The following is a 25,832-nucleotide window of genomic DNA, read 5'->3' as shown; positions in this document are numbered from 1 at the left end:
CAAAGCTTTTCAGGGGTCCCAACTCAAAGCGGGACGTTTTCCCAAGGATAGTATTCAGAAGTCAGGCATCAGGGCCTCACTGGCTTCTGGCCCCTGATTCCCCACCTAGCCAGGATTTTCCGGCTTAAGTTGATCCCCCTTTTCAGACCCCAAAAAACATCCTGGGATTAGGTAGGGTTTTTGAGAGGATAGATGGGGATCAACCAGCGTGAAAACACTTTCTGGATGCCTGGATTATTTAGATCGATCAATCATCTGACAAGCTTTGGGAGACAGTATGCACCTACTCATACCGGCGGCGGGCGTTGGCAAACGCATGGGGGCTGATGGCAACAAGCTACTTTTACCCCTACTCCATCAGTCCATCCTGGGCTGGACCCTCAAGGCCGCGGCCGCCGCTAGCACGGTGGAATGGATCGGCATTATTTGCCAAGCCATGGATCAGCCTGCGTTTACAGAAATTGTGGCCCAACTGGGCATGGACAAACCATTAGTCTTTATTCCGGGAGGTGATACGCGGCAGGCATCGGTCTACAACGGCCTGCAGGCGCTACCCGCCCATGCCCAACAGGTGCTGATCCACGATGGAGCCCGTTGCCTCGCCACCCCCGCCCTATTTGACCGCTGTACGGCAGCATTTGACCATTGCCAAGGATTTATCGCGGCGGTGCCGGTCAAAGACACGATCAAACAGGTCAATGGATCTGGCATGATTACCGCTACCCTCGCTCGCTCCCAGCTATGGGCAGCCCAAACGCCCCAGGGCTTTGATGTGGCCTTGCTTATGGAAGCCCACGCTAAAGGTCAGTCCCAAGGCTGGTCGGTGACTGACGATGCGGCTCTATTTGAAAAATGTGGTCTGACTGTTCACATTGTGGAAGGAGAAGACACCAATTTGAAGGTGACAACTCCGGTGGATCTTGCGATCGCAGAATTTATTCTCAGTCAGCGGCTTTAACCTTAAAACCCCGGCATCTGCCAGCTCTCAAAGACTAAACGCCTTGGAAGCTGGCAGATACCAGGGTTCATCCGGTTTTAAAGATCGCCGCCCCGTGCCACTAGCAAAAACACGATTACTGGACCGGAAATAACCACCATTGCTAGGACAGTGAGCTGAGCTATTACCAGAAAATTAATATTGCTGAGAAAATCTAGGAAACCCAGAAGAGCCATTGAACCTCCGCTAACCAAATAACCGTGACCTTTGCGCACTCAAGCGCATCGCTATTTTACCTGGTTCGATCCCACCACTTTTAAGAATGTTTACAAAATTCCAAAAACTTTTATGGAGACGACTCGCCCCATTGCCCTACCCCAGACCCTTATGCTGATGGAGCAAACCCTACTCCCATAAGGACCGAGACCATGGCCACGTGGCAATGTGTAAACACCTGTGGTGCCTGCTGTAACCTCACCCCGACAGATCGCCCGGATTTAGCCAACTATCTCACCCCAGAGCAGCTGGACATCTACCTGGGCATGGTCGGTCCAAACGGTTGGTGCATCAACTACGACGCCGAACAGCGCCTCTGCAAAATTTACGACCAGCGCCCCAGTTTTTGCCGCGTCCAACCCGATACCTTTGCCCAGATGTTTGGCATCGAGCCAGGGGAACTCAATGACTTTGCCATCGACTGTTGTGAAGAACAAATTAGTGGGGTCTATGGCCCTAACAGTGATGAACTGGTCCGATTTATGGTGGCAGTGGGGTTAGAAGAGGAATTAGACCATGAGGATCAGAGCTGAGTTTGCAGTCAAAACTCCCTCAAGCCTTGCCCTCACAATCTTTCTGACAGATAATCAAAGGAATTATGAAAGGAATATGAAAGATCCCCCCTTGCCCTCCCCATCTTCAATCCAGCCCACGCGCACCGAGCCATCCCAGAGAAAAACACCCCAGACAACGGAAGCCAAAGCAGCCTTCTGGGGTGTTTTTCTCTCAACATTTGTCACTATTTTTCTGGCTGAACTGGGGGATAAAACCCAAGTGGCCACCCTGTTGATCAGCGCCCAGTCCCATAAACCGTTGACGGTATTTGTCGGCGCGGCCCTAGCCTTAATTTCCACTAGCCTAATCGGAGTGCTGGTGGGACAATGGCTGGCGCAACGGGTCTCGCCAGAAACCCTAGACACCTTAGCCGGGATCTTACTGCTAATTATTTCCGTCTGCCTAGCCGCCGAAGTGGTGGGACTTTAGGCAACCCTCTGGTTATGTTTTGATTTAAAGCCCCATGGGCTCGTAGGCCCAACCACGACACCTGCTTGAACTATGTCATTTGATTGGAATCTCGTTAGCGTTAGCTTTATCACCGTCTTCCTATCGGAATTGGGGGATAAAAGTCAGCTAGCTGCCATCGCATTAGGGGGCAGCTCGTCATCCCCCAAAGCGGTTTTTTTCGGGACGGCCAGCGCCCTTGTTCTAGCGAGCTTCCTCGGCGTTCTGCTGGGGGAAGGAACAGCGCAAATCTTACCGGAACAGCTGGTTAAAGGTATTGCTGCCATAGGATTTGCGCTGTTAGCAATCCGTCTATTGTGGCCTGACAGGGATGTGGCCTGACGAGAATGTGGCCTGACGAGGGAAACTAATTGTGCTCAGTAAACTGGGCGGCAATGTCGCTGTAGCAAAGGGTTAATAAAAACCCGAGCGCCAGCACTTTGATGGACTCCAGGAACCAGTAGGCCCCGTGCATCCAATTCATGGCGTTAGGGACGATATGAATGATGCCAGGCATGTCGAGGGCAATGCCGATAGCGCCCATGTAGGGAGTCAGCACGTAGGTATAGGTCAACGCGATCGCAATCAGGCCACCGGATAAAAATAAGGCCCAGCGACTGCGACTACCGCTAATTTCCACCGCTCTTTCCCCATGGGCATGGCGCATGGATAACACGCCGGTCAAAATCAGCCCGGACAGCAGCATTTCCAAATGGTTGAATAGCTCAAATAAGCCATAACCAGCGCTGGCAAACCCAGGAGCTGTCATCATGCCACTCATGTAAAGCATGGGCATGACCACTAAGTCGAGAATTAAGCTGCCCCCGAGCCAAAAGACAGCCACAAAGAGAACGGCGGTATCCCAAGCGAACTGGCGCGGCGACAGCTTGGGATACGGCAAGGTGAAATTTGTCATAAAATCAGACCAGGTATGGATGGATATGTTTCATACGCTAACCGATCTAACTGGCAACAAACGTGAAAAAACGTTGCGATGCCTGCATTGCAACGTTTTCTATAGACTCGTAACACCAGTATTGAGATATAAATTGTTAAAACTCGCCAGGTATCCATTTAAGCCGGAAAATTCTGGTTGGGTAGGAATCTAGAATCCAGGAGTCAGAATTCCGTAGGGGCCTAGCTTCTGGCTCCTGACTCCTGACTTCTATCCTTGGAAAAACGTCCCGCTTTAAGTTTGGTGTGTCCAACTCGCCGTCTTTAGGCGCTAGCGGCTTCTCCATCGTGGATGGTTTTCACCCATTTCAACCGCTTGGGCCGCACTGCCATCCGGGTGGTAGCAAAGGCCATCACCACAATCCAGTGGGTCATGTAGAGGGTGCCTTTCACGGCCAGCACCATGGCCAGCGGCAAGGATATGTTCTGGGTCCGACGAATCCCCATGGCCATGCCCCAATAGGACACCCCCACAGCAAATGTGGTTAAGGGGGCAAACACTGGAGACTGGCGGAGGGCGATCGCAAATATTAAGTCCGGCAGCGCAACAATCGGCAACATATATTGCAACATCCAGTACATAAACATATCAATGGATTTATTCCACCCCAGCCGGTTGCGCAGCAATAGCCGCCAATAGTCTAAATAGCGCTGGTAGCCCCCCTCAGCCCAACGGTTGCGCTGGTGCCAAAGGGCGATGCCACTGGTTACCCCTTCTTCACCGACAGGGGGGGTGGTCAAAAAGCCAATATTCCATTGATTTAGATGGAGCTGCACCGTCAGATCTAAATCATCGGTAATGGTCATTTCATTCCAACCCCCACATTGGATAATGGCGGTGCGGCGCACAAACTGGCCATTGCCCCGCAGTTCTCCGATGCCACAGCGGGCGGCTCGCTGCTCTTGGTAGTAGCGATCTAAGGCCATTTCCGCCGCTTGCCCCTGGGTCCAGAAATTCGTCTCACTATTCACAATGGACTTGCGGACTTGAATCGCCCCGGTGCGCTCATTGGCAAACAGCGGCACCACATGCTGCAGTAAGTTCGCCGGCACCCGGGCATCGGCATCAAACACCGCCAGCAGCTCCCCCGTAGCCCTGGGCCAGGCCAGATTGAGGGCACCGGACTTACCTCCAGTTGCCTCGGGGCCTCGGTGCAGTACCTTCAGCTTTGGATACTCATGGGCCAATCGATCTAAGATGCTGCCGGTGCCATCGTTACTGTTGTCATCGATCACCCAAAGTTCATAGCGGTCTTCGGGGTAATTCAAACTGCACAGGGAGTCCACCAGGTTAGCAATCACCGCCGCTTCATTTTTGGCAGCTACCAGGACGGATACCTGGGGGCAATCCTCTGGGCTTAAGGCCGTTGGGTCTAAAGCAGCCATCCCCAAAGCGTTGGGAAGACTTGATTGATTGGGGCTAATGGCATAGATGGGGTTTGCGATCGCAATTCGCACCATATAAAGCGCCACCAGCCCCGTCACCACCCAAACCACTAAAGCCCCCCAAGGAGACATGTGCAGCCCCCCCGTTATGCCCCACAACAACACCAAAGCCGCTAACGCTTTTAGGCGACGTCCCTCAGAAAGATCATCTGGAGAAGCATTAGGTACCATTTCAATCGCCATAGGTTCGGTGTAATTAGGGCATCAAGTAACAGGTTATTAATATCTTATTAAAATCTGTTACATTCCATCGCCCCTAGACATAAACCTTGTCCCCTGCCATCCGCCACAGAATCTTGCACAGAGCGCAAGATTCTGTGGGTACACTAGCTCGGTAGAACCCATTGACAGTTGACAGCATCTCAAGTGATTGAAAGTCAGTGATTGAAGGTCAGACCTTGACGCATCTGTTAATTTAAGTTCACTCTGTTTGAAGAGACCCACTGCTTAACGCCATGCTTATAGACATTCAGCCAGCTCCCAAACAAGATGTCGGCGTTTATCTGCCCTATTACCAAGGCAATAAACGTAAAGCCTTACCCTATGCCATTGGCCTTTACAAATGCGGCAACCTGGAAGGTGAGCGCCGGATCGAAGGAGGCGAGAGCATTATCTTTTTGGCCACATGGAATGTTTCCATGCTGCCGGCCGACCTCACCCAATGCCGCATGCAGTTTGCTGGGGATGCCGACCTCACCTACGAAATCACCATGGCTACCTTCGAGTTTGTCGATTTCCTGATCGACGTGGTGACCGCCATCCGTCTCAAACGCTCCCCCGACTTCTCCAAATCGTTCTACCGTAAACTGCTGAGAATGGATGATTAGCTCTGCATTCAGCGCCAATGTCGGCCTGATCACCAGCAGCGCATCCCCAATCCATCCCATCGCCTCAGACAGCCATCAAACACTTCGTCAAAAGTTAACGTTTTAACCCATGGCGCACATCGCTCCATGGCACAATAAGCGTTAGCCCCCTTGGTAGTTAGGAGTGATAGTGTGCCCAATCCATCAAAGCATCTGCTGATTGGCTCAACAGAGCCATACAGCGGTAAATCGGCCACCATAACCGGTCTGGCCTTACAGCTTCGGGATCGCGGGATTGACATAGCCTATGCCAAACCCGTCGGCACCTGTCCCAGCGACGAATCGGATATTGATGAAGATGTCAGCTTCATTGCTGAAATATTAAAGCTACCCCAATCTCGGTTACGACCAACCCTGCTATCCCTAGATGCCGCAACCATTGCGCAGCAATTAACGGACGAAAATTCGGCCGTTGACCTCCAGCAAATGGCCACTTACCTCGATAGTCAGGGAGAAGACCTATTGCTGATTGAGGGCACGGGCAATCTTGAAGAGGGCACATTATTTGGCCTATCCCTACCCCAGCTGGCCAAAATTACCGAAGCTCGAGTCATGTTAGTGGCCAGATTTCATTCGGTACTGATTGTCGATGGTTTGTTGGCGGCCAAACAAAAGCTTGGCGATCGGCTCATGGGCGTTTTGATTAATGATGTCCCACCGGAACAGCTCCAGAATGTCCAAACCAACGTCAAAGCCTGTTTAGAACGCCATGATATCCCCGTTTTGGGGATTTTACCCAGTACCCCCCTGATGCGGAGCGTCAGTGTCGGTGAATTAGTTCACCAACTGAAGGCTGAGGTGCTCTGCTGCCAAGAACGCATGGACCTGATGGTGGAAAGTCTGAGCATTGGGGCGATGAATGTGAACTCAGCTCTAAAGTATTTTCGACGGGCCGACAATATGGCGGTGATTACCGGTGGTGACCGGGCTGACATTCAGCTGGCGGCCTTAGAAACGTCTACCCAGTGCCTAATTTTGACGGGTCATCTGGCACCGCGCCCTGACATCATTAGCCGAGCCCAAGATTTAGAGGTCCCCATTTTATCGGTGGATTTAGATACCCTCACCACCGTTGAAATCATTGAAAAGTCTTTCCAGCAGGTGCGTTTGCAGGAACCGATTAAGGTTCAGTGCATTCAACTGCTGATGGAAAAGTACTTTGACGTGGAACGGCTGATGGCTGAATTAGATCTGTCATCGCCCGTGGTCACGGCCTAAAAAATCAGCCTACTAAAGCGGGTATAAGCTTAGAACGGCAGTGGTCACGGCCTAGAAAGTATCAGCCTAGTAAGGCAGGTATAAGCTTAGAACGGCAGTGGTCACAGCCTAAAAGTATCAGTTTAGTAAGGCAGGTATAAGCTTAGAACGGCAGTGGTCACGGCCTAGAAAGTATCAGCCTAGTAAGGCAGGTATAAGCTTAGAACGGCAGTGGTCACAGCCTAGAAAGACATTAGCTGCAGCAAGGATAACAAGCTTAGGGCCAAGGGTTTGGTAGAATTGGCCAGTCCCTTCACTAAAACTCTATAAACCCTTGAGTCAGTCCCTTAATACTCCCACCGAATCACTTAAGGTAGATGATTTTTTGCAAGAGCTGGCGACTATTCAGCAGTCAGGCTCTAAGCGAATTGCTATCTTGGGGTCCCGCCATGTGCCCATTACTCACCTGCGGCTAATTGAGCTGATGAGCTATGCACTGGTACTGGGGGGCAATCGCTTGCTGACATCGGGGGCCACAGGAACCAACTCCGCTGCCATTCGCGGAGCGATGAAAGCAGACCCGAACTTACTAACGGTCATTTTGCCCCAAAGCTTGGCTCGGCAGCCCCGTGAATCCCGTGAGCAGCTAGATTTAGTCATGCATCTGGTGGAAAATGCCGCCCATGATCGGCTGGAGCTGGCCGAGGCCAGTGCCCTCTGTAACCAGGAAATTATTTCTCGCTGTCAGCAGCTGATATGTTTTGCCTTCCATGACAGCCATACGCTGCTCAAGACCTGCAAAGATGCAGAGGAACAGCGCAAGGTAGTGACATTGTTTTATTTTGATTGATTGATGGGGCTGTCCCGTTGATTAAGTTGTTTTAGTACGATTTATTTTGTGAGCGTTTTATCCTTTCCCAGCTGCCTTTTGTATAGCTTGCCAGTAGCGGCATTTCTGATTTACGTCCCCTACTTGGTGGTAGCGGCAGAACGGGTTAAGCTAGCCCAGACCATGGACAATCCCCTGGAGGTGTTTTCTCGACCTCGGTTTTATGCCGATCAGCTACCCGACTATGCAAAGCGGGCTAACTGGGCCCACCAAAACGCATTTGAGTCGTTCATACTGTACGCTCCAGCGGCAGTAATGGCTTATATAACTGGGCAAGACGGGACTAACATGGTGCTAGCGGTGTTGGCTTATCTGGTTGCCCGCCTGCTGTTTTCGGTGTTTTATATTGTCAATGTGGCCCCGTTGCGATCGCTCATGTTTGGCATCGGCAGCCTCAGCATTTTCAGCCTATATTTCATGAGCTGCAAAACCCTTTGGCTACAGTAGCTGGGTACAATAGCCCAGCTAAATAGGGGCTCACGGTTGATGCCCCTAGGGGGATACCAAGGCATTACAACCCAGGCATTTTTGATGGAGTGATGACTTCCCCTCGATTGCCCGACCCTGCTCATCACCACCCAACCCCCATATCCACCATGGCATCTTCCTATTCCTTTGATGTAGTCAGTGAATTTGACCGTCAAGAGCTAGTTAACGCCCTTGACCAGGTCCGCCGCGAGCTCAAAAGCCGCTATGACCTCAAAGACACCAAAACCATCCTAGATCTGGGTGAAGACAGCATTTCCATTGAAACCGCTAGCGAGATGACCTTGGAAGCGATCCATGTCCTGATCCAAACCAAAGCGGCCAAGCGTAACTTGTCCCTGAAAATCTTTGACTATGGAGCCATTGACGCAGCCAGCGGCAACCGCATCCGTCAAGAGATTGCCTTAAAAAAAGGCCTCGACTCAGAGACCGCCAAAAAAATCTCCAAGCTGATCCGCGACAACCTCAAAAAAGTTCAGGCCTCCATTCAAGGGGATGCCGTCCGCATTTCGGCTAAGTCCAAAGATGATCTGCAAAGCGCCATTCAGCTGCTCAAAGAAGAAGATTGGCCAGTTGCCTTGCAATTTGAAAACTATCGTTAGCTCTAGCCCCAGGCACTGACAGAGCCAGAGATCCCCAGACTCATAGATCCAACGTCATCCAAGTGGCCTTAGGTTCATACCCCAAGCTGGCATACAGATTCAATGCGATCTCGTTGTGAGTAAATACCTGCAAGGAAATTTGGCCATAGCCCTGGTCATGGGCAAATTTCCTGGCGTGGGTCATGAGGGCACGTCCCAACCCTTGACCACGATGCTCTGGAGCGACATACACCAAATAAACATAGGCCTGCAGCACCCCCGTGAGCTGGTTCACAGACTGACCCAACCACAGGCAACCCAGGGAAGCCGCTGGCTCAGCCGTGAAACCTACACGGGGTCCCGTTATTGCCCTATCTTTGTCAAGCCACCACAGAAAAGATAGACCCGCAAAATACTGATCCACCGTTGGGGCTATATGACTAAACTGGGCAGCGCCTAACTCTTCATAGGCCCGTTCCATCGTGGTGACTAACCGCGAGCGATCGGCAGTAGAGCCCTCCACCAATCGATAGCCCGGTGGCCAACTAGCCGCCACCAAATCCATGGAATACCAATGCCTTAGAAAGCAAAGCCAGCTCATCACCAGCAATGGGGGCTGGGGCCAGCATGTCACTGGGCAACCAGATCCGGGCACTCACCGCTAGCATCGCCACTAGAAACGTCAACAAAATCAAAAACGGAATTACATAGGAGCGAATAATGGACATGGTGAAAGTCTGAAATTAAGAATGGATGGGAGTTGCACCCTAGGGTTGACCACTCCCATTAGGTATCGTAACGCCTCTTCTGTCTTTCTTAGGACTGCGGGCTAAACCAACAGTCCCTAGGTTACATCCCCAGATCATCGTCATCGAGGCCAGGACGCGGCACGGGAGATATGGGCTGGTGATTGAGTTGGCGTAACCACCACCAACCACCGACAGCAACAATCAACGAGCACCAGCCCAGCAGGGATTGCAGTAGCAAAAAGCCACCCACGGCAAACATGGCACCGAACAGTAGCAGCAGCGCCGCCATCACCCGTTGCAGCTCCAGACCCAAATTTTGTAATGGTCTCATCCCGGTGCGCTGGCGCTGGTGTTTCCAGCCTGGACCACCGGGCCGCACACGCCGGTAAAAGTTATCCAGGGTTTCGTCAGATTCCGCTGGCGTCAAGAGCATGACCGTCACCCAAACTACGGTGGTAATGCCCGCTGTGACCAAAAGCCGCAGCCCAAAATCAGCAATCTGCACCACCTCTAGGACACTGGTGAGCAGACCAATCACAAAGCCTGTCACCATGGCACTCAGCTCGGCAGCCGCATTAATCCGCCACCAGAACCAGCGCAATATGAGCACGAGTCCAGGCCCGGTGCCAATGGCAATCACCAAGCGGAAAACCGTGGCCACATCAGAAGCCACAAAGGCCGCCGCGGCACCGAAGAACGTCACAATCACCGATGTAAGGCGACCAACGCTAACTAATTCAGCCTGGGTAGCCCCTGGGCGAATAAACCGGCCATAGAGATCATTGGTCAGGTACGAAGCCCCCCAGTTGATCAGGGTGGACACCGTACTCATAAAAGCAGCAATCAGCGACGCCACCACTAGCCCCAGCAAAACAGGGGGTAAAAAGTCCAGCATCAGCTTGGGGTAACCCAGCTCGCGATCGGCCAAATCGGGATAAATCGCCACCGCAGCCAGGGCCACAATGATCCAAGGCCAGGTCCGAATCACATAGTTCAAAATGTTGAAAAACCAGGCGGCTTTCTCAGCTTCGCTTTCGTTTTTAGACGCCACCAACCGTTGGATAAACTCGCCACCGCCGTCACTGCGGCGAAAGGACCACCACTGCAAGAAAACATAGGCCATAAAGGTACTGGCGGGAATCCCCGCCACCGCACTCCAACCAATACCGCCATCAAAGGTGAGGGGCAACACCGACATAATGTCGAACTCGCTGTTGGCCTGGGCCTGATCAATCAAGTTTTGCATACCCCCCATGGAGGTCACGGCGGCCACCGCCACCACAATGGCTCCAAACAGGGCTAGGAAAAACTGGAAAAAGTCCGTGGTCACCACCCCCCAAAGACCTGAAAACCCCGCATAGAGAAGCACCAAAATACTGACGACGATCACGCTCCATAGCTTGAGGCTGTCATTGGGTTCCACCCCCACACTCTGCCAAAGTTCTAGGGCATCGACTACTTTGACCATGGCCAGCATGGCATAGCCAATGCCGATGCAGTTAATCGGTACGGCAAAGAGAAATGCTTTTACCCCGCGCAGCACGGCAGCCGTTTTACCGCCGTAGCGAATTTCGGTGAGTTCGGCGTCGGTGACCACTTCGGACCGTCGCCACAACCTCGCAAAGATATAGATCATTACCACATGGGCAATGCCAAAGCTCCACCATTCCCAATTGCCGGCAATGCCACGGGAACCTACCAAGCCAGCCACATACAGAGGTGTATCAATGGAAAAGGTGGTGGCCGCCATGCTGGTGCCAGCTAGCCACCAGGGCAATGAGCGCCCTGATACGAAGAAGTCCTCTATACTTCCTGAGGCCTTGTTCGATAGGTACACACCGATCACCATCGTCACGATGAGGTAGGCCAACACAATCAGCCAATCAATGAGCAGCATGGGCGTAAAACTTAGGTAAATCTGCAGCGACAGCCCAAATCATCTCACACGGTGATCAATTGTCGCAAAGTTGTATGAAACCGGAGATCCCAGCCTTCACACCACGCCCCAGTTAAAACCCGTAGTTTTCCTGCTAGTAAAAATCTTCTTGCTCGATTTCTTCAATCACCTGTAAGCCCCGAGGATCACCCAGGTTAAGAATGGCCGCCCGGGCATCATCCCGCACTCCCAAATCCTCATCGTCAGCAAAGGTTTCAATCAACGCGTCAATGGCGGTGGCGTATACCACGTTGTAGGGTAAATCTTTGCACAGCTCACCAATGGACCAGGCACAGTTGCTACGCACAATGGCAATGAGGTCATTGCGCATGGTTTTGACCAATGCCGGAATCGCTTGGAGAATCGCCTCGAAACTAATTTTGCCCATTTGGCCCAGGGCACTGGCGGCCCACAGTCGCACCACGGACATATCGTTTTCGATGGCGTTGACCAACGGAGCCACGGCTTTCTCATTCTGGCAGTTGCCCAAGGCCCACACCACCGCTTTACGCACATAGCCATGGGAATCATTCGCCAGCTGAGCAATTAAAGCATCCACCGCTGTTTCGCTCGGATTTCGCCCTAGGGCATAGGCTGCATTGACCCGCACCAATGGGCTTTCGTCCGCCAGCAGCTGAATCAATTGAGGAATCGCTCGGGGCTCTTGAATTTTGTAAAATGCACGGGCTGCAAACATCCGCTGCTGCAGATTGTCCGATTGCAGCAGCGGCAACATCTGATCCGAGTTGTACTTGGGTGTATCGTCCTCCAATGAAATGTCATCTAAGGGATCAAGGGGGGCGTCTAAACCTATTTCGGTGTCTAAAACCTTCAGGGCATCAATATCGTCCATGGCGAGAAATAGGGTAATTAAGCCTTGTCCATGTCCAGAATGGTCATTTTGCCGTAGGAGGAACTACGGATTTCACCTGACGATGAAACATGGGTAATGGCCCAAATGAACCATTACCCTAGGTTGCGTTGATAAAAATAATAGTCTGGACCAACGGCAGGCAGGTCCTAAGGGCTAAATGGTGGCCAGTACAGTACGGGCCGCTGCTAGGGTATTGGCAATGTCATCATCGGTGTGGGCTAGGGAGGTAAATCCAGCCTCGAACTGAGATGGTGCCAGGTATACGCCTTGCTCTAACATGCCCCGATGGAAGCGGCTGAACTTCTGCAGGTCAGACTTCTTGGCATCGTCATAATTATGCACCGGACCTGAGGTGAAGAACAGGCCAAACATGGCGCTGACGTTGCCGCCACAGACCTCATGACCATGCTCCCGAGCAATGTCCAGCAGGCCGGTGATTAACTTGTTGGTTTTTTCCGCTAGCTGTTCATAGGTACCGGGGCGACCCAAAATTTCCAGGGTCTTGATGCCTGCGGTCATGGCTAGGGGATTTCCGGACAGGGTACCGGCCTGGTATACGGGACCGGCGGGCGCAACCATTTCCATAATTTCGCGGCGACCGCCATAGGCACCCACGGGCAAACCGCCACCAATAATTTTGCCAAGGGTGGTGAGGTCCGGGGTGACGCCTAGTTTTTCCTGCACACCGCCATAGGCAATGCGGAAACCGGTCATAACTTCGTCAAATACAAGTAGGGCGTCGTTATCTTGGGTAATTTCCCGTAGCCCCTCAAGGAAACCGGCATCGGGCGTAATAAACCCAGAGTTACCCACAATGGGTTCTAGAATGACGCCACAGATTTCGCCAGGGTACTCGGCAAACAGGGCTTTGACCGCTTCGAGATCGTTATAGGGAGCGGTTAGGGTAGAGGCCGTGGTGCTCTTGGGAACACCCGGAGAGTCGGGCAAACCCAGGGTGGCCACCCCAGACCCGGCCTTGACCAGGAACATATCGGCGTGGCCGTGGTAGCAGCCCTCAAACTTGATCACTTTGTCACGGCCGGTAAAGGCTCGCATGAGGCGGAGCACTGCCATACAAGCTTCGGTACCAGAATTCACAAAGCGAACCATCTCGATGCTGGGGACAGCCGCGATGACCATTTCAGCCAAGACATTTTCTAAATAACAGGGGGCACCAAAGCTCGTTCCCTTTTGCAGGGCTGCCGTGAGGGCGGCATTGACCTCGTCATTGGCATGACCGCAGATCGCGGGTCCCCAAGTGCCGACGTAGTCAATGTACTCATTGCCGTCAACGTCCCAAATGTGGGAGCCCTTGACGTGGTCAAAGACTATGGGTTGGCCACCAACGGACTTAAACGCCCGCACGGGAGAGTTAACACCTCCGGGCATTAAGTGTTGGGCAGCCGCAAAAATCTCTTCTGATTTTGTGGTCTCTAAAGATGATGTGGTGGTAACCAACGGGCTCTCCTTATAAGTCAAAGTCGTTTATTCTATGGGATCAAATGACTGCGCCAAAGGGCTGCCTTTGGGCAAAGCCTGCTTTTAGACAGGGATGCTCGTTGAATGCCTGCTCCATGCATCCGATGGAATTCTATGGAATTATTTCTGTCAGGAGGCCACTTTACCTCTCAGAATGGCATTAAACGAGCGATAGCGAAGATTGCAGTATTCTTAATCCTAGCGTTTGTGCTTACATCGATTGAAAGATCTTGAGATATGTTACGGAATGTAGCAAAGCAGCAAAAGCCCGCAAACTGGGACAATAGAGCTGCACTGAGCTGAACTGACCCGGACCATGAGTACCCCTCTTTCTTTTGTCGGCGCTATTCCGACTGAAAAAATTCGCTACAACGATCAGGGTCTGGTACCTGCGATCGCACAAGATTATCTAGACGGCACCGTGCTGATGATGGCCTGGATGAACCAGGAAGCCCTGCAAAAAACCTTGACCACTGGCGATGTGTGGTACTGGAGCCGCTCCCGCCAGGAGCTTTGGCACAAGGGGGCCACATCGGGCCACTTGCAAAAGCTGAAGGCCATTCGCTACGACTGCGACAGCGATGCCCTGCTGCTCACCATTGAGCAGGTGGGGGAAATCGCTTGCCATACGGGGGAACGCAGCTGCTTCCACCAGGTGGAGGGGGGAATTACCCCGCCCAGAGCCGATACGTTATCCCAGGTGTATGGGGTGATTTGCGATCGCAAAGCCAATCCCCAACCCGGCTCCTACACCAACAGCCTGTTCGCAGGGGGCGACAATAAAATCCTCAAAAAAATCGGCGAAGAATCCGCCGAGGTGGTGATGGCCTGCAAGGACGACAACCCGGACGAAATTGCTGGGGAAGTGGCGGACCTGCTGTATCACACCCTAGTGGCCTTGGCCCATCACAATGTGGACATCAAGGATGTGTATCGGAAACTGCAATCACGGCGTTAAATCCCCGTAGACAATCCCGATAGAGGCATTGTCTGCAATGCCCCACCGGAACCCCAAACCCATGGCACAATAGCAGTACAAATGCCCTACTTTGCCCATGGCCATCAAACCCTCTCAAATCCAGGCGATTTTACAAAACAAACGCAAGTACTTTCGCACGTTTGAGAGTAATAACCTATCGGCGTTAGATACCTATCAAGCCGCCTGGAAAACCCTGTGCCAAGCCTCAGCCAACGAACTGCAGGACTGGCTGACCGCCCACCCAGGAAATGTGGGAGCCCGTCCCTTGGCCACCCCCTTGGCAGCCAATGCCCAGGACCAACCAGGCATTCACCACAGCAACCTGCAGTGGGGCAGCCGCGAACAGAGCCTGCAGTGGGTGAAGGAACAGCTGGAGGGCGTTACCACATTTGCGGTGGACGGTTCCCAGATTTTCTCCAGTAAAGACCTGTCATTGCCCATTGCCCTAGTCCAGGTGGGCTGGTTTGAAAATCCCCACACCTCAGAGGCCGACTACACCAAAGACATTGAATTAGATATCCTCACCCCCCACGACTTAAAAGCCTACGACCCAGCCACGCCAGCGGAGCGCATCGTCAACTTGCGCCGCTTTCAAATGGAAACTGAACGGCTGGTGAGCTATATCGAGCAGGTGAGGGATCCCGACCATTGCCTCGTATTTTTCGACGGATCCTTAGTGGCCACCTTTGCCGATGCCTATGAAGAGGAGGCCCGTAAAGCCTATGTCAAAGCCCTATTGAAATTAGTCAGGGCCAGCGAACACCACCGAGTCCCCCTAGTGGGCTATGTGGACACCAGCTATGCCCATGATTTGACCACGCTGTTGGAACTCTACGTGGGTATAGAGGGCATGCCTGCGGTACACGACGCCCAGATGCTCAGTCGATTTATGGCATGGGGAGATTGTACGCCGATCTTTCAGTGCGATCGCACCGGCATCCTGGCTGACTACAAAGAACAAGCAGACCGCATCACCTTCACCTACCTAAAAACCAACCAGGGCTACCCAGCCCGCATCGAAATGCCCCGCTGGATGCACGAAGCTGGCATCACCCATCAAGTACTGCACTGGGTCAGGGCCGAAACCATCGTCGGCGGCGGCTACCCCTACGCCATCGAAACCGCTGACCAAACCGCTGTGTTACAAACCAACGACCGCCAAATCTTCTTTCGCATTCTCCAAGACTGGGCCCATAGCGAAGACCTACAGCTACGATGGTCTCGCAAAATGATGAGCAAGCTCCGTCGTCGCTAAAGGTAACAGAAAATTACGCATTCTCAGATTCACCATCTTAACTCTAGGTATTCTAGAAATATTTTTTGTCCACGAATTAACTGAGTATTTTTACTCATTTCATTAGACTTCAACCCAGTCCTGAAACAGCAAGGATGCACTCATATATAGAGGGGCCTCCAGAGATTAATTAGAAGACTATTTACTTTTGTTGTGTTTAATTGAGTTTCCGTACAGATTTTCGAGGCCGATCCCCACATATCTCTAGGATTAGTAACTAACGGAGGACGAGAACTCCCCATATAACTGCACTTTGGGTCGTCGTCATGGCTATGGTTTAGTCGTCATGACCAACTAAAGTCATGATGATTACCCTGCAGTTTTTTTCCCCCTGGCACCGTTTTAAAAAAAGGATTTCACCCCTATGACTCTGCCATTGTTAAGCTATCCAACCAGTTGCCAAAACCAACGTGTCAATGGCTTTGAAGTGTTTGGTGACGAACAGCCACGAATTTTCTCCACAGCGCTGTTGCTAGATTCCCAGGAAATTGAAACCCTGATTCTAGCTGCCTATCGTCGCATCTTTAATGAGCAGCAACTCCTCGCCTGCCATCGCGATCGCTATTTAGAATCCCAGCTACGCAACTCTCAGCTATCCGTCCGGGACTTCATTCGTGGGCTGCTGATGTCTGACTCCTTCAGACGGCTCAACTATGAATGCAGCAACAACTACCGCTTCGTTGACATGTGCCTTCAGCGAGTCCTCGGTCGTCAAGCCTATGATCAGCGCGAAACCTTGGCTTGGTCAATCGTGCTGGCCACGGAAGGCATTACCGGATTTGTGAATGCTCTGCTCAACAGTGATGAGTATCTGGACAACTTTGGTGAAGACACCGTGCCCTACCAACGGCGACGGGTTCTACCCCAGCAGTCCATGGGAGAGCTGCCCTTTGAGCGCATGCCTCGTTACGGTAGCGATCATCTAGCCAAATTGACCGCCCTCGGCAACGACTTCTCCGCCACTGGCGATGGTCTCTTCGGCGATGGTCTACCTTCAGAAGGGATCCGCAAAATTGGTGCTGTGGTTACAGTGGCCGGTGCTGTCGTCCTCACCAGTGGCGTTGTGGCGGTTATCCTATCTTGGTTTGGCTGGCTCAAGATTTAAAGACCCGCCACTAAAAAGTGCAAAATAAAACGCTGCCTGCCTTGGGTGGAACTCCCAAGGCAGGCAGCGTTTTATTGGGGTGGATCGCGATCAATTATTCCCACTCGTTAAACGTAGGCGGAGCTTGCCGCTGTCTAGACCGGCGAGTATCTTGCCAAGCGTTGCCAATGCCTTGCAACACACCCCGACCCACCAGACCAATGCCCCGACCCACCACCTCGGTCAGCACATACACCACCGTACTACCCACCATGGAAATCACGGCTCGCAAACGGGGGCTAATGGCATCACGGGTTTCGAGCAGTAGGGTGACGGCCCAGGGTAATCCCGAAAGTCGATCTAACTCACTGCGACGGGGGGCATAGATCGGCGTCAGCATAATGCCGCGCGGTCCTAGGGTATAGAGCCGATACTGGCTCTCAAAAATGGCCGTAGGTTCGTTGACCAAGCGATCCCAACGGTAGCGCCAGGACAGATCATTGCGAAACCGCTCAATGTCACGGGTAGAGATCATCCGACGGCTGTACAGGCCCTTTTTGATCACTTCCACATCGGCTAATCGGTTGAGCAGGGGCTGCATCACCGCATTCCCCAGTTGAATGATTAGGTTCTCCAATAGCTTTTCACTATGGGCTAAGGCCTCAGGGGTCGTGGCGACATAGGCATTACCATCAACCACCATGGCATCTTGATACAACCAATGGGCCAAAAGGTCGGGCACGAGGGGAATGTGCTGGAGAATATCCCGCTCCACCGTTTCTTTCTCTTGATAAAGTACCGCGACGAGTTCTTGCTCTACGCCATTGAGGGGCACCGTGTAATAGCGACCAAAGAACTCTTCGATGGTGGCCACCCATAGATCTCGCAGCACCTGGGGGGATTTGTCCCGCAGCTGCCCCGGTGGAAAAGATGACTGCCGCAGATCGTCTAACAAGTCTTCAAAGCGGCGCAGAATAATAAATAGCAGCTCTCGCTTTTTGTCGAGGCGCAGAATATCAATTTCCACCGGTTCCGATGTGGTGTTTTCCAAATCGGTTTGGAGCTTGGCAAAGACAGCCTCAAACACCATGTTTTGCACATCGCCGCTGCGGAGGCTCAAGGGGTTGGCCTGGGATACGGCCATGGCCGGGGCATCTCGGCTCAAGGTTCCGGCGGGGGGTGCCCCCACGGAACTGGGACGCGCTGACAACGCGCCCCCTGTGGCAGACGTGGCAGGCATGGAACGACTGCGGGAGTTGACCTGCTTTTTGATCCAACCAGTATCGGCATAGTTACGGGTGGCCCATAGCCGCTGCATACACCAGCGGGCGGCCTTTAGCTCCCGGAGTTGACCGGCTAAAATTTGGCGCTCCAGCCAAGTCAGGCGAGAACGGCGTAGCTCTGCCGCTGTTTTGGCCAGCTGCTGCTCAATTTGCTCCACCCCCGACAGGCGCATACTCAGTCGCATGGCGGTCAACGGACCAGGGATCTGGGAGGACTGTTGGGTCCGCTGCTGCTCTATGGCATCGTTGGCTCCCGGACCGCTGGACCCTCGGGCCACCGTGCGAATCAGTTGCGCCAGTTCCCGGACGGGCATGCCTCGAGTGCCATAGCCATTGGCCCCCACCTGACGGGCCGCCGCCTCTAGCACAGGCTCATCCCGAGCACTGAGGACTAACACCGGTAACTTAGGAAACTCAGTCTTGATGGATTTGCAAAGCTGTAGGCCGGAACTGCTGACGGGGTCTTTGCCCGTATCACTCGCTCCCAAACCTAAGTCGACAATGACTAAATTGATCGAGCGCTGGGTGCGCAGGGTGGGATCGGTAAAGGCCTCTGCTTGGGTGCGATCGCATTTCCGCAAAATGGCCATAGCCTCCGCCGCACTGGACGCCTCCGCCGCAATTTGAAAGCCAGGTAACTGTTCCAGCCAGACCCGCAACCCCAGTCTAAAGGTGGGGTCTTCATCCACCAGCATCAATTGCAAGGGACGTTCACTCATGCTGCCTGATGTCGCACTGTTTTAGTCTCTCAATCTCTTAGTCTCTGAATCTCTTAGTCTGATTGTTCTAGTATCCACTACTAGCCTCAGTTTGCGGTAGCAAGGCCACATTTATCCAGCATATGAGCCGGAACCTTTACTCATAGTCATCCTCTTCGGCGTAACCGTCATCCTCGTTGGAGCTATCCTCCTCGTCATAGTCAGATGCAGCGGGCTCCTCCTGTAGTGATTGACTATAGGCCCGTTCAGCATCCCAAATGGCAATGGAACTACGAGCTTCAGCATATAGGGCCCGGCCCGATGAAATGCGAGCAGCCACTGCGATCGCATCCGACAATCTGCCCTGGTAGGCCAACGCCTCAGCCTCATTCAAAATTGGCCGATCTTCGGCCACCTGAATACTGGTGGTCCATTCTTTAATCGACACCTGGGCCTGACTATACAGGGCCCGTCCCGGCTGAATCTTACCAGCTTCCTTAATGGCATCCCGTAGCTTACCTTTACTGGCCAAATCCAACGCCTGGCTATAGAGGGGCTGATCCTCCAATACCTGGATTTGCTTGGTCCACTGGTCTACTTTGGTCTGAGCATCTACACGCAGAGCACGCCCCTGCTCAATCTTCCGCGCTTCAGCAATAGCCGCCTCTAGGCTCGCCTTATCACCCTTGTCCGCTAGCTGTGCCGCCCGAGCCAGCAAGGGTCGATCCTCAATTCGTTGGATTTCCTTAGACCAGTGGGCCACCAAGGTTTGAGCCTGCTGCCGCTGGGGGCGCTCAGGGCCAATTTCCTGGGCTTGCTCAACAGCCAGCTGCAACGAACCCTTTTGGTTGAAGTTAGCCGCTAAGGTGGCTCCGTAAAGCTGCTGCAGGTCCTCCAGCTGTTTAGACCACAGGGCCAATTTGGTCTGGGCATCGCCATAAAATAGGCTCTCGCTACCAATGCGCTCCAACGCCTGAATGGCATCCATCAAATTCAGAACTTCGCCATAGGTGGGGGCCCAATCCTGCTGAAAGGTGGCCAGTCGCTGGGCATGGGCAAACAACACCAGGTCCTTGGCTTCTGGCTCCGTCGCCAGGTTTACAGGTAGCTGTTGGATAATTGCGATCGCGCCCTCTAAATCCTCCTGCTCCCACTTTTGAAACCCATAGTTCAACAGGGTCTTCGTCCAGTCTGCCAATAGGGGTTTAGCCTCAGGCCAAGCCTGACTTTGCACATTCACCTGCCGCACCAGGGTCAGCGCCTCCAGCAGGCGATCCATATTGCCACTACTCGCCAGCGTCTTGGCTTTGATCAAGTTACGCCGATCGTCTTCTTCCCGCTGAATGTACTGTCCCAGGTCAGGGTGACGCTCCTTCAGCCAATAGTCACTGCTTAAGAGCTTCATGTCCCGCAGCTGTTTACGGGCACCACTCCAGTTTTGGTTAACCACCGCTGCCGTCACCGCTGTCGAAATTTCTGTCCCCTCTGTCCACTCCGCCTCCCAGCGTTCTAGGGCAGTTTTAGCATCGGCATGGATCTCGGCGCGGGCAGGAATATACCCCACCAGCTGAGCCGCTCGCTCCAAGTTGCCCGCTTGCATCCGCTGTTGCGCCAGCTTAAACAAGCCCTTAGCCCAGCGATTGGTCACCTCCTCGGAGTCCTGATACAGAGGATGCTTGTCATCCCAAGCCCCCGTTAGCTGTAGCCCGGCTACCAAATCCCGTTCAGAGCCCGATACGGCCGATTGTCTGGCGCAGTACAGCCGCTCACTATCGGCACTAAACACCGATATATCATCACACTTGGGCAAGGGAGGAAGCCGCGTAATCAAGGCAATGGCCCAGATGCCCAGGCCACTGGATGCGGCCAACAGCATTAGCCAGATAGTGGCCCAAAACCAGGCTCGACCTTTGCCTTTGGGCTTAGTCATTTTGGGACCACGCTGAGCAGGCTGCTTAGCCTCGGCCAAGGCTGATGAACTCAATTGCTGTGGATCGGTAGGCGTAGCTGTCATTAGCGGCAGTATCCCAAAATAATAAGCCCAGGATTACCCTGAGCAATCCCCAGGGTGGAGTTAGTACAACTCACACCCGACTTGTTTTAACGCATGTCATCAGGCTAGTAAATGCCCTATTTGGCTTAAATCGCTAAAGCTGCTCCCTCAGGAAGCCAGGGGAATCACGATGATCAATCCCAGATAAATCCCATGTTTTGTCTGACCGTTGCGCCAACAAGGGGTCGACTCGGTTGGGGAATATCCTTAGAAGTTAAACCAAAAATTTTGCTGCCATTGTAGTGGCAATTAGCAGCATTACAATGGTTTTCGATAAAAACCTTTGCTAAAAAGAATATTCAACGGATTAGCTCGGATCCAGGATGGGTGGAGAAGTCGGCAGATATGGCCCACCGCAATCGGAAAATTGGCCTAGGCAATGGGGTCACGATTCCATGCGGGTTGATTGTAAGTCCCGCCGCAGCAGCAGACTCAGCGTGCCGTAGCTAGCTTCAATTAAAAAATCGGCAGACGCTGAATACGTCTGCCGATTTAGCCATTAATCGCCGTTGCCTTTGGCATTAGCGAATTTTTAGCGATCGCAACTACTCAATTAGCCAACGCATTCGCCAACTCAGTAGTCGAAACTGCTTAATAGTCGAAGTCACCCATACCGCCGCCAGCGCCAGCGCCAGCCGCTTCCTTAGGCTCAGGCTTGTCTACCACAATGCACTCAGTGGTAAGCACCATAGCCGCAATAGAAGCAGCATTCTGAGTCGCACAGCGGGTCACCTTCGCAGGGTCAACGATACCGGCAGCGAGCATATCCACATACTCGTTGGTAGAGGCGTTGAAGCCAATGTTAAAGTCCATGGCCTTCACATGCTCAGCAACCACAGCACCATTTTGACCAGCATTCTCAGCAATCCGCTTCAGGGGTGCAGTCAGGGCACGGGTCACAATCAGCGCACCGGTCAGCTCTTCGTCAGTCAGGTTAGCGTTGGACCACGCTTCAAGACCAGGAGCCAGGTGAGCCAATGTGGTCCCACCACCGGGAACGATGCCTTCTTCAACCGCCGCCTTAGTGGCATTGATGGCATCTTCTAGGCGCAGCTTACGATCCTTCATTTCGGTCTCAGTAGCTGCACCAACCTTGATCACAGCAACACCACCAGAAAGCTTAGCCAAACGCTCCTGCAGCTTCTCCTTGTCGTAGCTAGAATCAGATTCTTCGATTTGACGACGAATCTGCTCACAACGGGCTTTCACCTCAGCTTCGTTACCTTCGGCCACCAGGGTGGTGGTGTCCTTAGTCAGAGTAATGCGACGGGCAGTACCCAGCATGTCAACGGTGACACTGTCCAGCTTCAGACCAGCGTCTTCAGTAATCACCTGACCACCGGATAGAACAGCAATGTCCTCCAGCATGGCTTTACGACGATCGCCAAAGCCAGGAGCCTTGACAGCAGCCACATTCAGCACACCGCGCAGACGGTTGACCACTAGGGTAGCTAGGGCTTCCTTCTCGATGTCTTCAGCAATAATCAACAATGGCTTGCCGGAACGGGCAACCTGCTCAAGCACAGGCACTAGGTCCTGGACCAGAGCAATCTTTTTGTCAGTCAGTAGGATGTAGGGATCATCGAGCACAGCTTCCATGCGCTCAGTATCCGTCGCAAAGTAAGGAGAGATATAGCCCTTATCAAAGCGCATCCCTTCAGTAATTTCCAGCTCAGTCGTCATGGACTTGCCTTCTTCCAAGGAAATCACGCCTTCACGGCCCACTTTCTCCATGGCTTCGGCAATCATTTTGCCGACTTCTTCATCATTACCAGCGGAAATAGTACCCACCTGGGCAATAGCAGTGGAGTCGCCAACGGGCTGAGCATGCTCAGCAATGCGCTCTACCAGATAAGCAGTGGCTTTTTCAATCCCACGCTTGAGGGAGATCGCATTAGAACCAGCAGCCACGTTGCGTAGGCCTTCCTTCACAATGGCGTGGGCCAATACGGTGGCGGTGGTAGTACCGTCACCAGCAGCATCGTTTGTTTTGGAAGCAGCCTGACGAATCAGAGCCACTCCAGTATTTTCGACGTTGTCCTCTAGCTCGATTTCCTTAGCAATGGTGATACCGTCATTGACGATTTGGGGAGAGCCAAATTTCTTTTCGAGAACAACGTTACGTCCCTTGGGCCCAAGGGTAACGGCAACGGCCTCGGTCAGAATATCCATGCCTCTTTCCAGGGCACGACGAGCGTTCTCGTTATATATAATGCGCTTAGCCATGAATTAACCTATATTTCAGAACGTTTCAGATGGGTCTGGAGTGGGTAACAAGATTGGCCATGGGCCAACAATTGAAAATTGACCATGGGCCAACAATTGAAAATTGATGAAACTTGACATTTAGCCAACAACGGCCAGGATGTCCTTCTCGGATAGCAGGACGTAATCATCGCCACCTAGCTTGATGTCAGTACCTGCATACTTGGAGTAGAGGACGTTATTGCCAACTTCTACATCGGGAGCCTGACGAGTACCGTCATCGCCACGCTTCCCAGGGCCAACGGCGGTAATCTCTCCCACCTGGGGCTTTTCTTTAGCGGTATCGGGCAGCAAAATGCCACCAGCGGTTTTTTCTTCAGATGCGCTGACTTTGATCAAAACGCGATCGCCTAGGGGAGTGACGCTTGAAACACTCAAAGAAATGGCTGCCATAGTTTTCTCCGAACTTTGATAGATCAATCATTCGGCAATTGCACCAAGGCGGTATTCAGTCCACCAGGGCAGTACCCCTTAAACCTCGTCCAGGTCTACAAACCTCGTTGTTCTGCAATGAAAACAGCAGGGTTAAACGTGGAGTGGCTTACCCACAAAAGGAGTTTGACAGGGGAAGAAGCTGCAACCCAAACGGGGTTTAGCACTCTCTATTGCCGAGTGCTAAATTATCGCTTAATGAGCTGACATAGCAACAGGTCTAATGGTACGGGTTCCCGAACTTAGGGGCTAAGCGAACCCAAGTGAAAACTTCATGGTTTCAATACACGGATCTTTATAGCTGCTTCAGGTTCTATGAAAAATTCCTCGTATTATTTATATATCGGGTGTCATCTGTAATTCTTGATACAACTTTACCTGGTGCATATGCTGACACGCTGTCGGGCAATTGCTAACTCCATGAACTGCAAATTTTCATACCTCCTCTTCGCGGCCATGCCATTGTGGTTGCTGAACTTTCACACCACAGCCTCAGCTCAGTTAACCATTGAGGTGGCCCCTGCAATCACACCGGCAGCTGCAACACCCACAATTATTCAGCCTGCAACGTCAGATACAAGCGTTGTGCGGGAATCCAATCAGTTTAATATCCTAGGCGGGCAGTCATCAGGTGGCACTGCCCCTAACCTGATTCATCAGTTCCAACAGTTTGACCTAGGCTCCGCCGATGCTGCCAACTTTGTGGTGGATCCTAATGTTGCCAATGTCATTAGCCTGATTAATGCTTTACAGCCTTCCTCCATCGATGGCTTACTTAAAGTCACCAGCAATGACCTCAGTCAGGCGACCAGCGCTAATCTTTTTCTAGTCAATCCTGCTGGCATTGTTTTTGGTGAAAATGTGAGCCTGAGCTTGCCGGCCAACCTAACCGCCACCACAGCGTCAGGTCTACTGTTTGATGAGACCTATCTTTTATCGATCGATGGCTCAGTCAGTGACCTCGATTCATCCGCTGGCGGGTCCGTGATTTCAATCAATGCCATAGCTCCAACCCTATCTACGCCCACAATCAACAACCTGACGGGTAACCCCATCGGGTATCTAATGCTTTCAGCTCCGGCTAGCTCAGTGGCATTAGACCCGCTCTCTCCAGAGCTACCCACTGGCAGCATTGAAAACCAAGGTAGTCTTGAGGTCACCCCCCAGGCCACCATCACCTTCATTGGTCACTATATCCAGAACGACGGCAAACTCGTGGCCCCTGGTGGCACGATCAACCTAGTGGCCACGGCAGGAGACACCCTACTGCGACTGAACCAACCCGGTAGCCTACTCAGTTTTGATGTGGTTCCAGCTGATACTCTGGCGGCAATTGCTACGACGGCTGTGCCTGACACCTTAGCCACCACTGAGCTAGCCCAGCTACTGACCGGTGGCAACGAACAGAGCGCCACCGAAATCGTAGTCAACTCGGATGGGTCCCAAACCCTCACGAACAGTCCTCCATCCCTAGCCCCTACCCCAGGCACAGTCTTGGTCCGAGGTGTGGTGGATGTTTCCGATGACCATCTTGCCGCCCCGAATAGCTCCCCAGGCCAAGTCACTATGTTGGGGAATCAAATCAACCTCGTCGGGGGCGACATTTTCGCCAATGGAGTGAGCCAAGCTGGCACCCTATCCATCGGTGGCATGCCCGTTGAAGACGGATTTAGTGCCGCCTATGTCTTAGTGGATCGTAACTCTACGCTGCAAGCAAACTCGGAAACCAGTCAGGGTGGCAGTATTGATATTTGGGCCAATCACACCGTGCGGTTTTATGGAACAGCCACAGCCACGGGTGCTAGACCTCAACTTGACGGCACTGTAACCATTGAAGCTGGCAAAGTACTCGATATTCGACCGCCGGCAGCTCGATAAAAGCTCAATCAAAGCTCAATCAAAGGGACTCAACAAGCAGAGCCTTAAGTCATTGAGCCAAAGGAAAGCGGGGTGTTGTAATAACACCCCGCTTTCCCATAGTCATGGCCCCATGACTATGGCTTTGTGCCCATAATCCACAACCTAGGGTGATCACTGCAAACGATGGAGAGCAGAAGCCACAGAAGCAAAGC

The 25,832-nt window shown here is 52.6% G+C and carries 25 protein-coding genes; 13 read left to right on the top strand and 12 right to left on the bottom strand.

From position 1 onward, the window contains the following. The first annotated feature begins 277 nt into the window (after window positions 1–277). A complete protein-coding gene (ispD, locus tag VB741_RS04780; RefSeq protein WP_323364002.1) occupies window positions 278–958 on the top strand; it encodes a 2-C-methyl-D-erythritol 4-phosphate cytidylyltransferase in 681 nt (226 codons plus the stop codon). 77 nt (window positions 959–1,035) lie between these two features. Here the strand turns inward: ispD and psb30 are convergent, their stop codons facing one another. Beyond that, entirely contained in the window at window positions 1,036–1,173 is a 138-nt protein-coding gene (gene psb30 / locus VB741_RS04775) for a photosystem II reaction center protein Ycf12/Psb30 (RefSeq protein WP_442786291.1), read from the bottom strand. A 192-nt stretch (window positions 1,174–1,365) separates the two neighbouring features. On the opposite strand from psb30, the gene VB741_RS04770 reads away from it, so the two are divergent. The 3 genes from VB741_RS04770 to VB741_RS04760 all read left to right on the top strand — a co-directional run bounded on the left by VB741_RS04770 (window position 1,366) and on the right by VB741_RS04760 (window position 2,557). Next, window positions 1,366–1,746, top strand: coding sequence for a YkgJ family cysteine cluster protein (locus VB741_RS04770; RefSeq protein ID WP_323364001.1), 381 nt, complete (start codon window positions 1,366–1,368; stop codon window positions 1,744–1,746). A gap of 76 nt (window positions 1,747–1,822) precedes the next feature. Continuing rightward, window positions 1,823–2,197: a TMEM165/GDT1 family protein gene (locus VB741_RS04765; RefSeq protein ID WP_323364000.1), complete on the top strand. Its 375-nt coding sequence runs from the start codon at window positions 1,823–1,825 to the stop codon at window positions 2,195–2,197. Between the two features lie 72 nt (window positions 2,198–2,269). Further along, window positions 2,270–2,557 (top strand): TMEM165/GDT1 family protein, encoded by a 288-nt coding sequence (locus VB741_RS04760; RefSeq protein WP_323363999.1) that lies wholly within the window; start codon window positions 2,270–2,272, stop codon window positions 2,555–2,557. Between the two features lie 25 nt (window positions 2,558–2,582). On the opposite strand, the gene VB741_RS04755 is transcribed toward VB741_RS04760, so the two are convergent. Continuing rightward, on the bottom strand, window positions 2,583–3,131 hold the full coding sequence (locus VB741_RS04755; RefSeq protein WP_323363998.1) for a hypothetical protein: 549 nt from the start codon (window positions 3,129–3,131) through the stop codon (window positions 2,583–2,585). A gap of 302 nt (window positions 3,132–3,433) precedes the next feature. Then, window positions 3,434–4,798, bottom strand: coding sequence for a glycosyltransferase (locus VB741_RS04750; RefSeq protein WP_323363997.1), 1,365 nt, complete (start codon window positions 4,796–4,798; stop codon window positions 3,434–3,436). 272 nt (window positions 4,799–5,070) lie between these two features. Here VB741_RS04750 and ebsA point away from each other — a divergent pair, with 272 nt between their 5' ends. The 5 genes from ebsA (at window position 5,071) to VB741_RS04725 (ending at window position 8,655) form a co-directional block, all read left to right on the top strand. Beyond that, window positions 5,071–5,442: a type IV pilus biogenesis protein EbsA gene (gene ebsA / locus VB741_RS04745; RefSeq protein WP_323363996.1), complete on the top strand. Its 372-nt coding sequence runs from the start codon at window positions 5,071–5,073 to the stop codon at window positions 5,440–5,442. Between the two features lie 171 nt (window positions 5,443–5,613). Further along, a complete protein-coding gene (locus tag VB741_RS04740) occupies window positions 5,614–6,699 on the top strand; it encodes a phosphotransacetylase family protein (protein ID WP_323363995.1) in 1,086 nt (361 codons plus the stop codon). 313 nt (window positions 6,700–7,012) lie between these two features. After that, complete coding sequence (locus VB741_RS04735; protein ID WP_323363994.1) at window positions 7,013–7,528, top strand: DNA recombination-mediator protein A; 516 nt, start codon at window positions 7,013–7,015, stop codon at window positions 7,526–7,528. Window positions 7,529–7,576: 48 nt separating this feature from the next. Further along, on the top strand, window positions 7,577–8,014 hold the full coding sequence (locus VB741_RS04730; protein WP_323363993.1) for an MAPEG family protein: 438 nt from the start codon (window positions 7,577–7,579) through the stop codon (window positions 8,012–8,014). A 149-nt stretch (window positions 8,015–8,163) separates the two neighbouring features. Continuing rightward, entirely contained in the window at window positions 8,164–8,655 is a 492-nt protein-coding gene (locus VB741_RS04725; RefSeq protein WP_323363992.1) for a YajQ family cyclic di-GMP-binding protein, read from the top strand. Between the two features lie 40 nt (window positions 8,656–8,695). Here VB741_RS04725 and VB741_RS04720 read toward each other — a convergent pair whose 3' ends face one another. From VB741_RS04720 to hemL, 5 genes are all read right to left on the bottom strand, one after another. After that, window positions 8,696–9,199 (bottom strand): GNAT family N-acetyltransferase, encoded by a 504-nt coding sequence (locus tag VB741_RS04720; RefSeq protein ID WP_323363991.1) that lies wholly within the window; start codon window positions 9,197–9,199, stop codon window positions 8,696–8,698. Continuing rightward, on the bottom strand, window positions 9,180–9,362 hold the full coding sequence (locus VB741_RS04715) for a hypothetical protein (RefSeq protein ID WP_323363990.1): 183 nt from the start codon (window positions 9,360–9,362) through the stop codon (window positions 9,180–9,182). The genes VB741_RS04720 and VB741_RS04715 overlap by 20 nt, the downstream gene beginning before the upstream one ends. 121 nt (window positions 9,363–9,483) lie before the next feature. After that, the gene (locus VB741_RS04710) at window positions 9,484–11,280 is read right to left on the bottom strand and encodes a sodium:solute symporter family protein (RefSeq protein WP_323363989.1); all 1,797 of its coding nucleotides are present in this window, start codon (window positions 11,278–11,280) and stop codon (window positions 9,484–9,486) included. A gap of 133 nt (window positions 11,281–11,413) precedes the next feature. Continuing rightward, the gene (locus VB741_RS04705; protein ID WP_323363988.1) at window positions 11,414–12,172 is read right to left on the bottom strand and encodes a HEAT repeat domain-containing protein; all 759 of its coding nucleotides are present in this window, start codon (window positions 12,170–12,172) and stop codon (window positions 11,414–11,416) included. A 174-nt stretch (window positions 12,173–12,346) separates the two neighbouring features. Continuing rightward, entirely contained in the window at window positions 12,347–13,651 is a 1,305-nt protein-coding gene (gene hemL, locus VB741_RS04700; protein WP_323363987.1) for a glutamate-1-semialdehyde 2,1-aminomutase, read from the bottom strand. A gap of 337 nt (window positions 13,652–13,988) precedes the next feature. Between hemL and hisIE the strand changes: the two genes are divergently transcribed. From hisIE to VB741_RS04685, 3 genes are all read left to right on the top strand, one after another. Further along, window positions 13,989–14,630: a bifunctional phosphoribosyl-AMP cyclohydrolase/phosphoribosyl-ATP diphosphatase HisIE gene (gene hisIE / locus VB741_RS04695; protein ID WP_323363986.1), complete on the top strand. Its 642-nt coding sequence runs from the start codon at window positions 13,989–13,991 to the stop codon at window positions 14,628–14,630. Between the two features lie 97 nt (window positions 14,631–14,727). Further along, the gene (locus tag VB741_RS04690) at window positions 14,728–15,906 is read left to right on the top strand and encodes a DNA double-strand break repair nuclease NurA (protein WP_323363985.1); all 1,179 of its coding nucleotides are present in this window, start codon (window positions 14,728–14,730) and stop codon (window positions 15,904–15,906) included. Window positions 15,907–16,309: 403 nt separating this feature from the next. Continuing rightward, the gene (locus tag VB741_RS04685) at window positions 16,310–17,050 is read left to right on the top strand and encodes a phycobilisome rod-core linker polypeptide (protein ID WP_323363984.1); all 741 of its coding nucleotides are present in this window, start codon (window positions 16,310–16,312) and stop codon (window positions 17,048–17,050) included. A 94-nt stretch (window positions 17,051–17,144) separates the two neighbouring features. On the opposite strand, the gene VB741_RS04680 is transcribed toward VB741_RS04685, so the two are convergent. The 4 genes from VB741_RS04680 to groES all read right to left on the bottom strand — a co-directional run bounded on the left by VB741_RS04680 (window position 17,145) and on the right by groES (window position 23,721). Further along, window positions 17,145–19,031: a DUF3685 domain-containing protein gene (locus VB741_RS04680; protein ID WP_323363983.1), complete on the bottom strand. Its 1,887-nt coding sequence runs from the start codon at window positions 19,029–19,031 to the stop codon at window positions 17,145–17,147. 136 nt (window positions 19,032–19,167) lie between these two features. Then, complete coding sequence (locus VB741_RS04675) at window positions 19,168–21,024, bottom strand: hypothetical protein (protein WP_323363982.1); 1,857 nt, start codon at window positions 21,022–21,024, stop codon at window positions 19,168–19,170. 630 nt (window positions 21,025–21,654) lie between these two features. Continuing rightward, complete coding sequence (gene groL / locus VB741_RS04670; protein ID WP_323363981.1) at window positions 21,655–23,289, bottom strand: chaperonin GroEL; 1,635 nt, start codon at window positions 23,287–23,289, stop codon at window positions 21,655–21,657. A 120-nt stretch (window positions 23,290–23,409) separates the two neighbouring features. After that, window positions 23,410–23,721, bottom strand: coding sequence for a co-chaperone GroES (gene groES / locus VB741_RS04665; RefSeq protein WP_323363980.1), 312 nt, complete (start codon window positions 23,719–23,721; stop codon window positions 23,410–23,412). 495 nt (window positions 23,722–24,216) lie between these two features. Between groES and VB741_RS04660 the strand changes: the two genes are divergently transcribed. Next, entirely contained in the window at window positions 24,217–25,638 is a 1,422-nt protein-coding gene (locus tag VB741_RS04660) for a two-partner secretion domain-containing protein (protein WP_323363979.1), read from the top strand. Window positions 25,639–25,832: the final 194 nt, after the last annotated feature.

The sequence above is a fragment of the Leptothoe sp. PORK10 BA2 genome (genome assembly GCF_034932105.1).
In the GTDB taxonomy this organism is placed as follows: domain Bacteria; phylum Cyanobacteriota; class Cyanobacteriia; order Phormidesmidales; family Phormidesmidaceae; genus Leptothoe.
The sequence above is the reverse complement of the archived record's forward strand: the minus strand, read 5'-3'. Positions and strand labels throughout refer to the sequence as shown.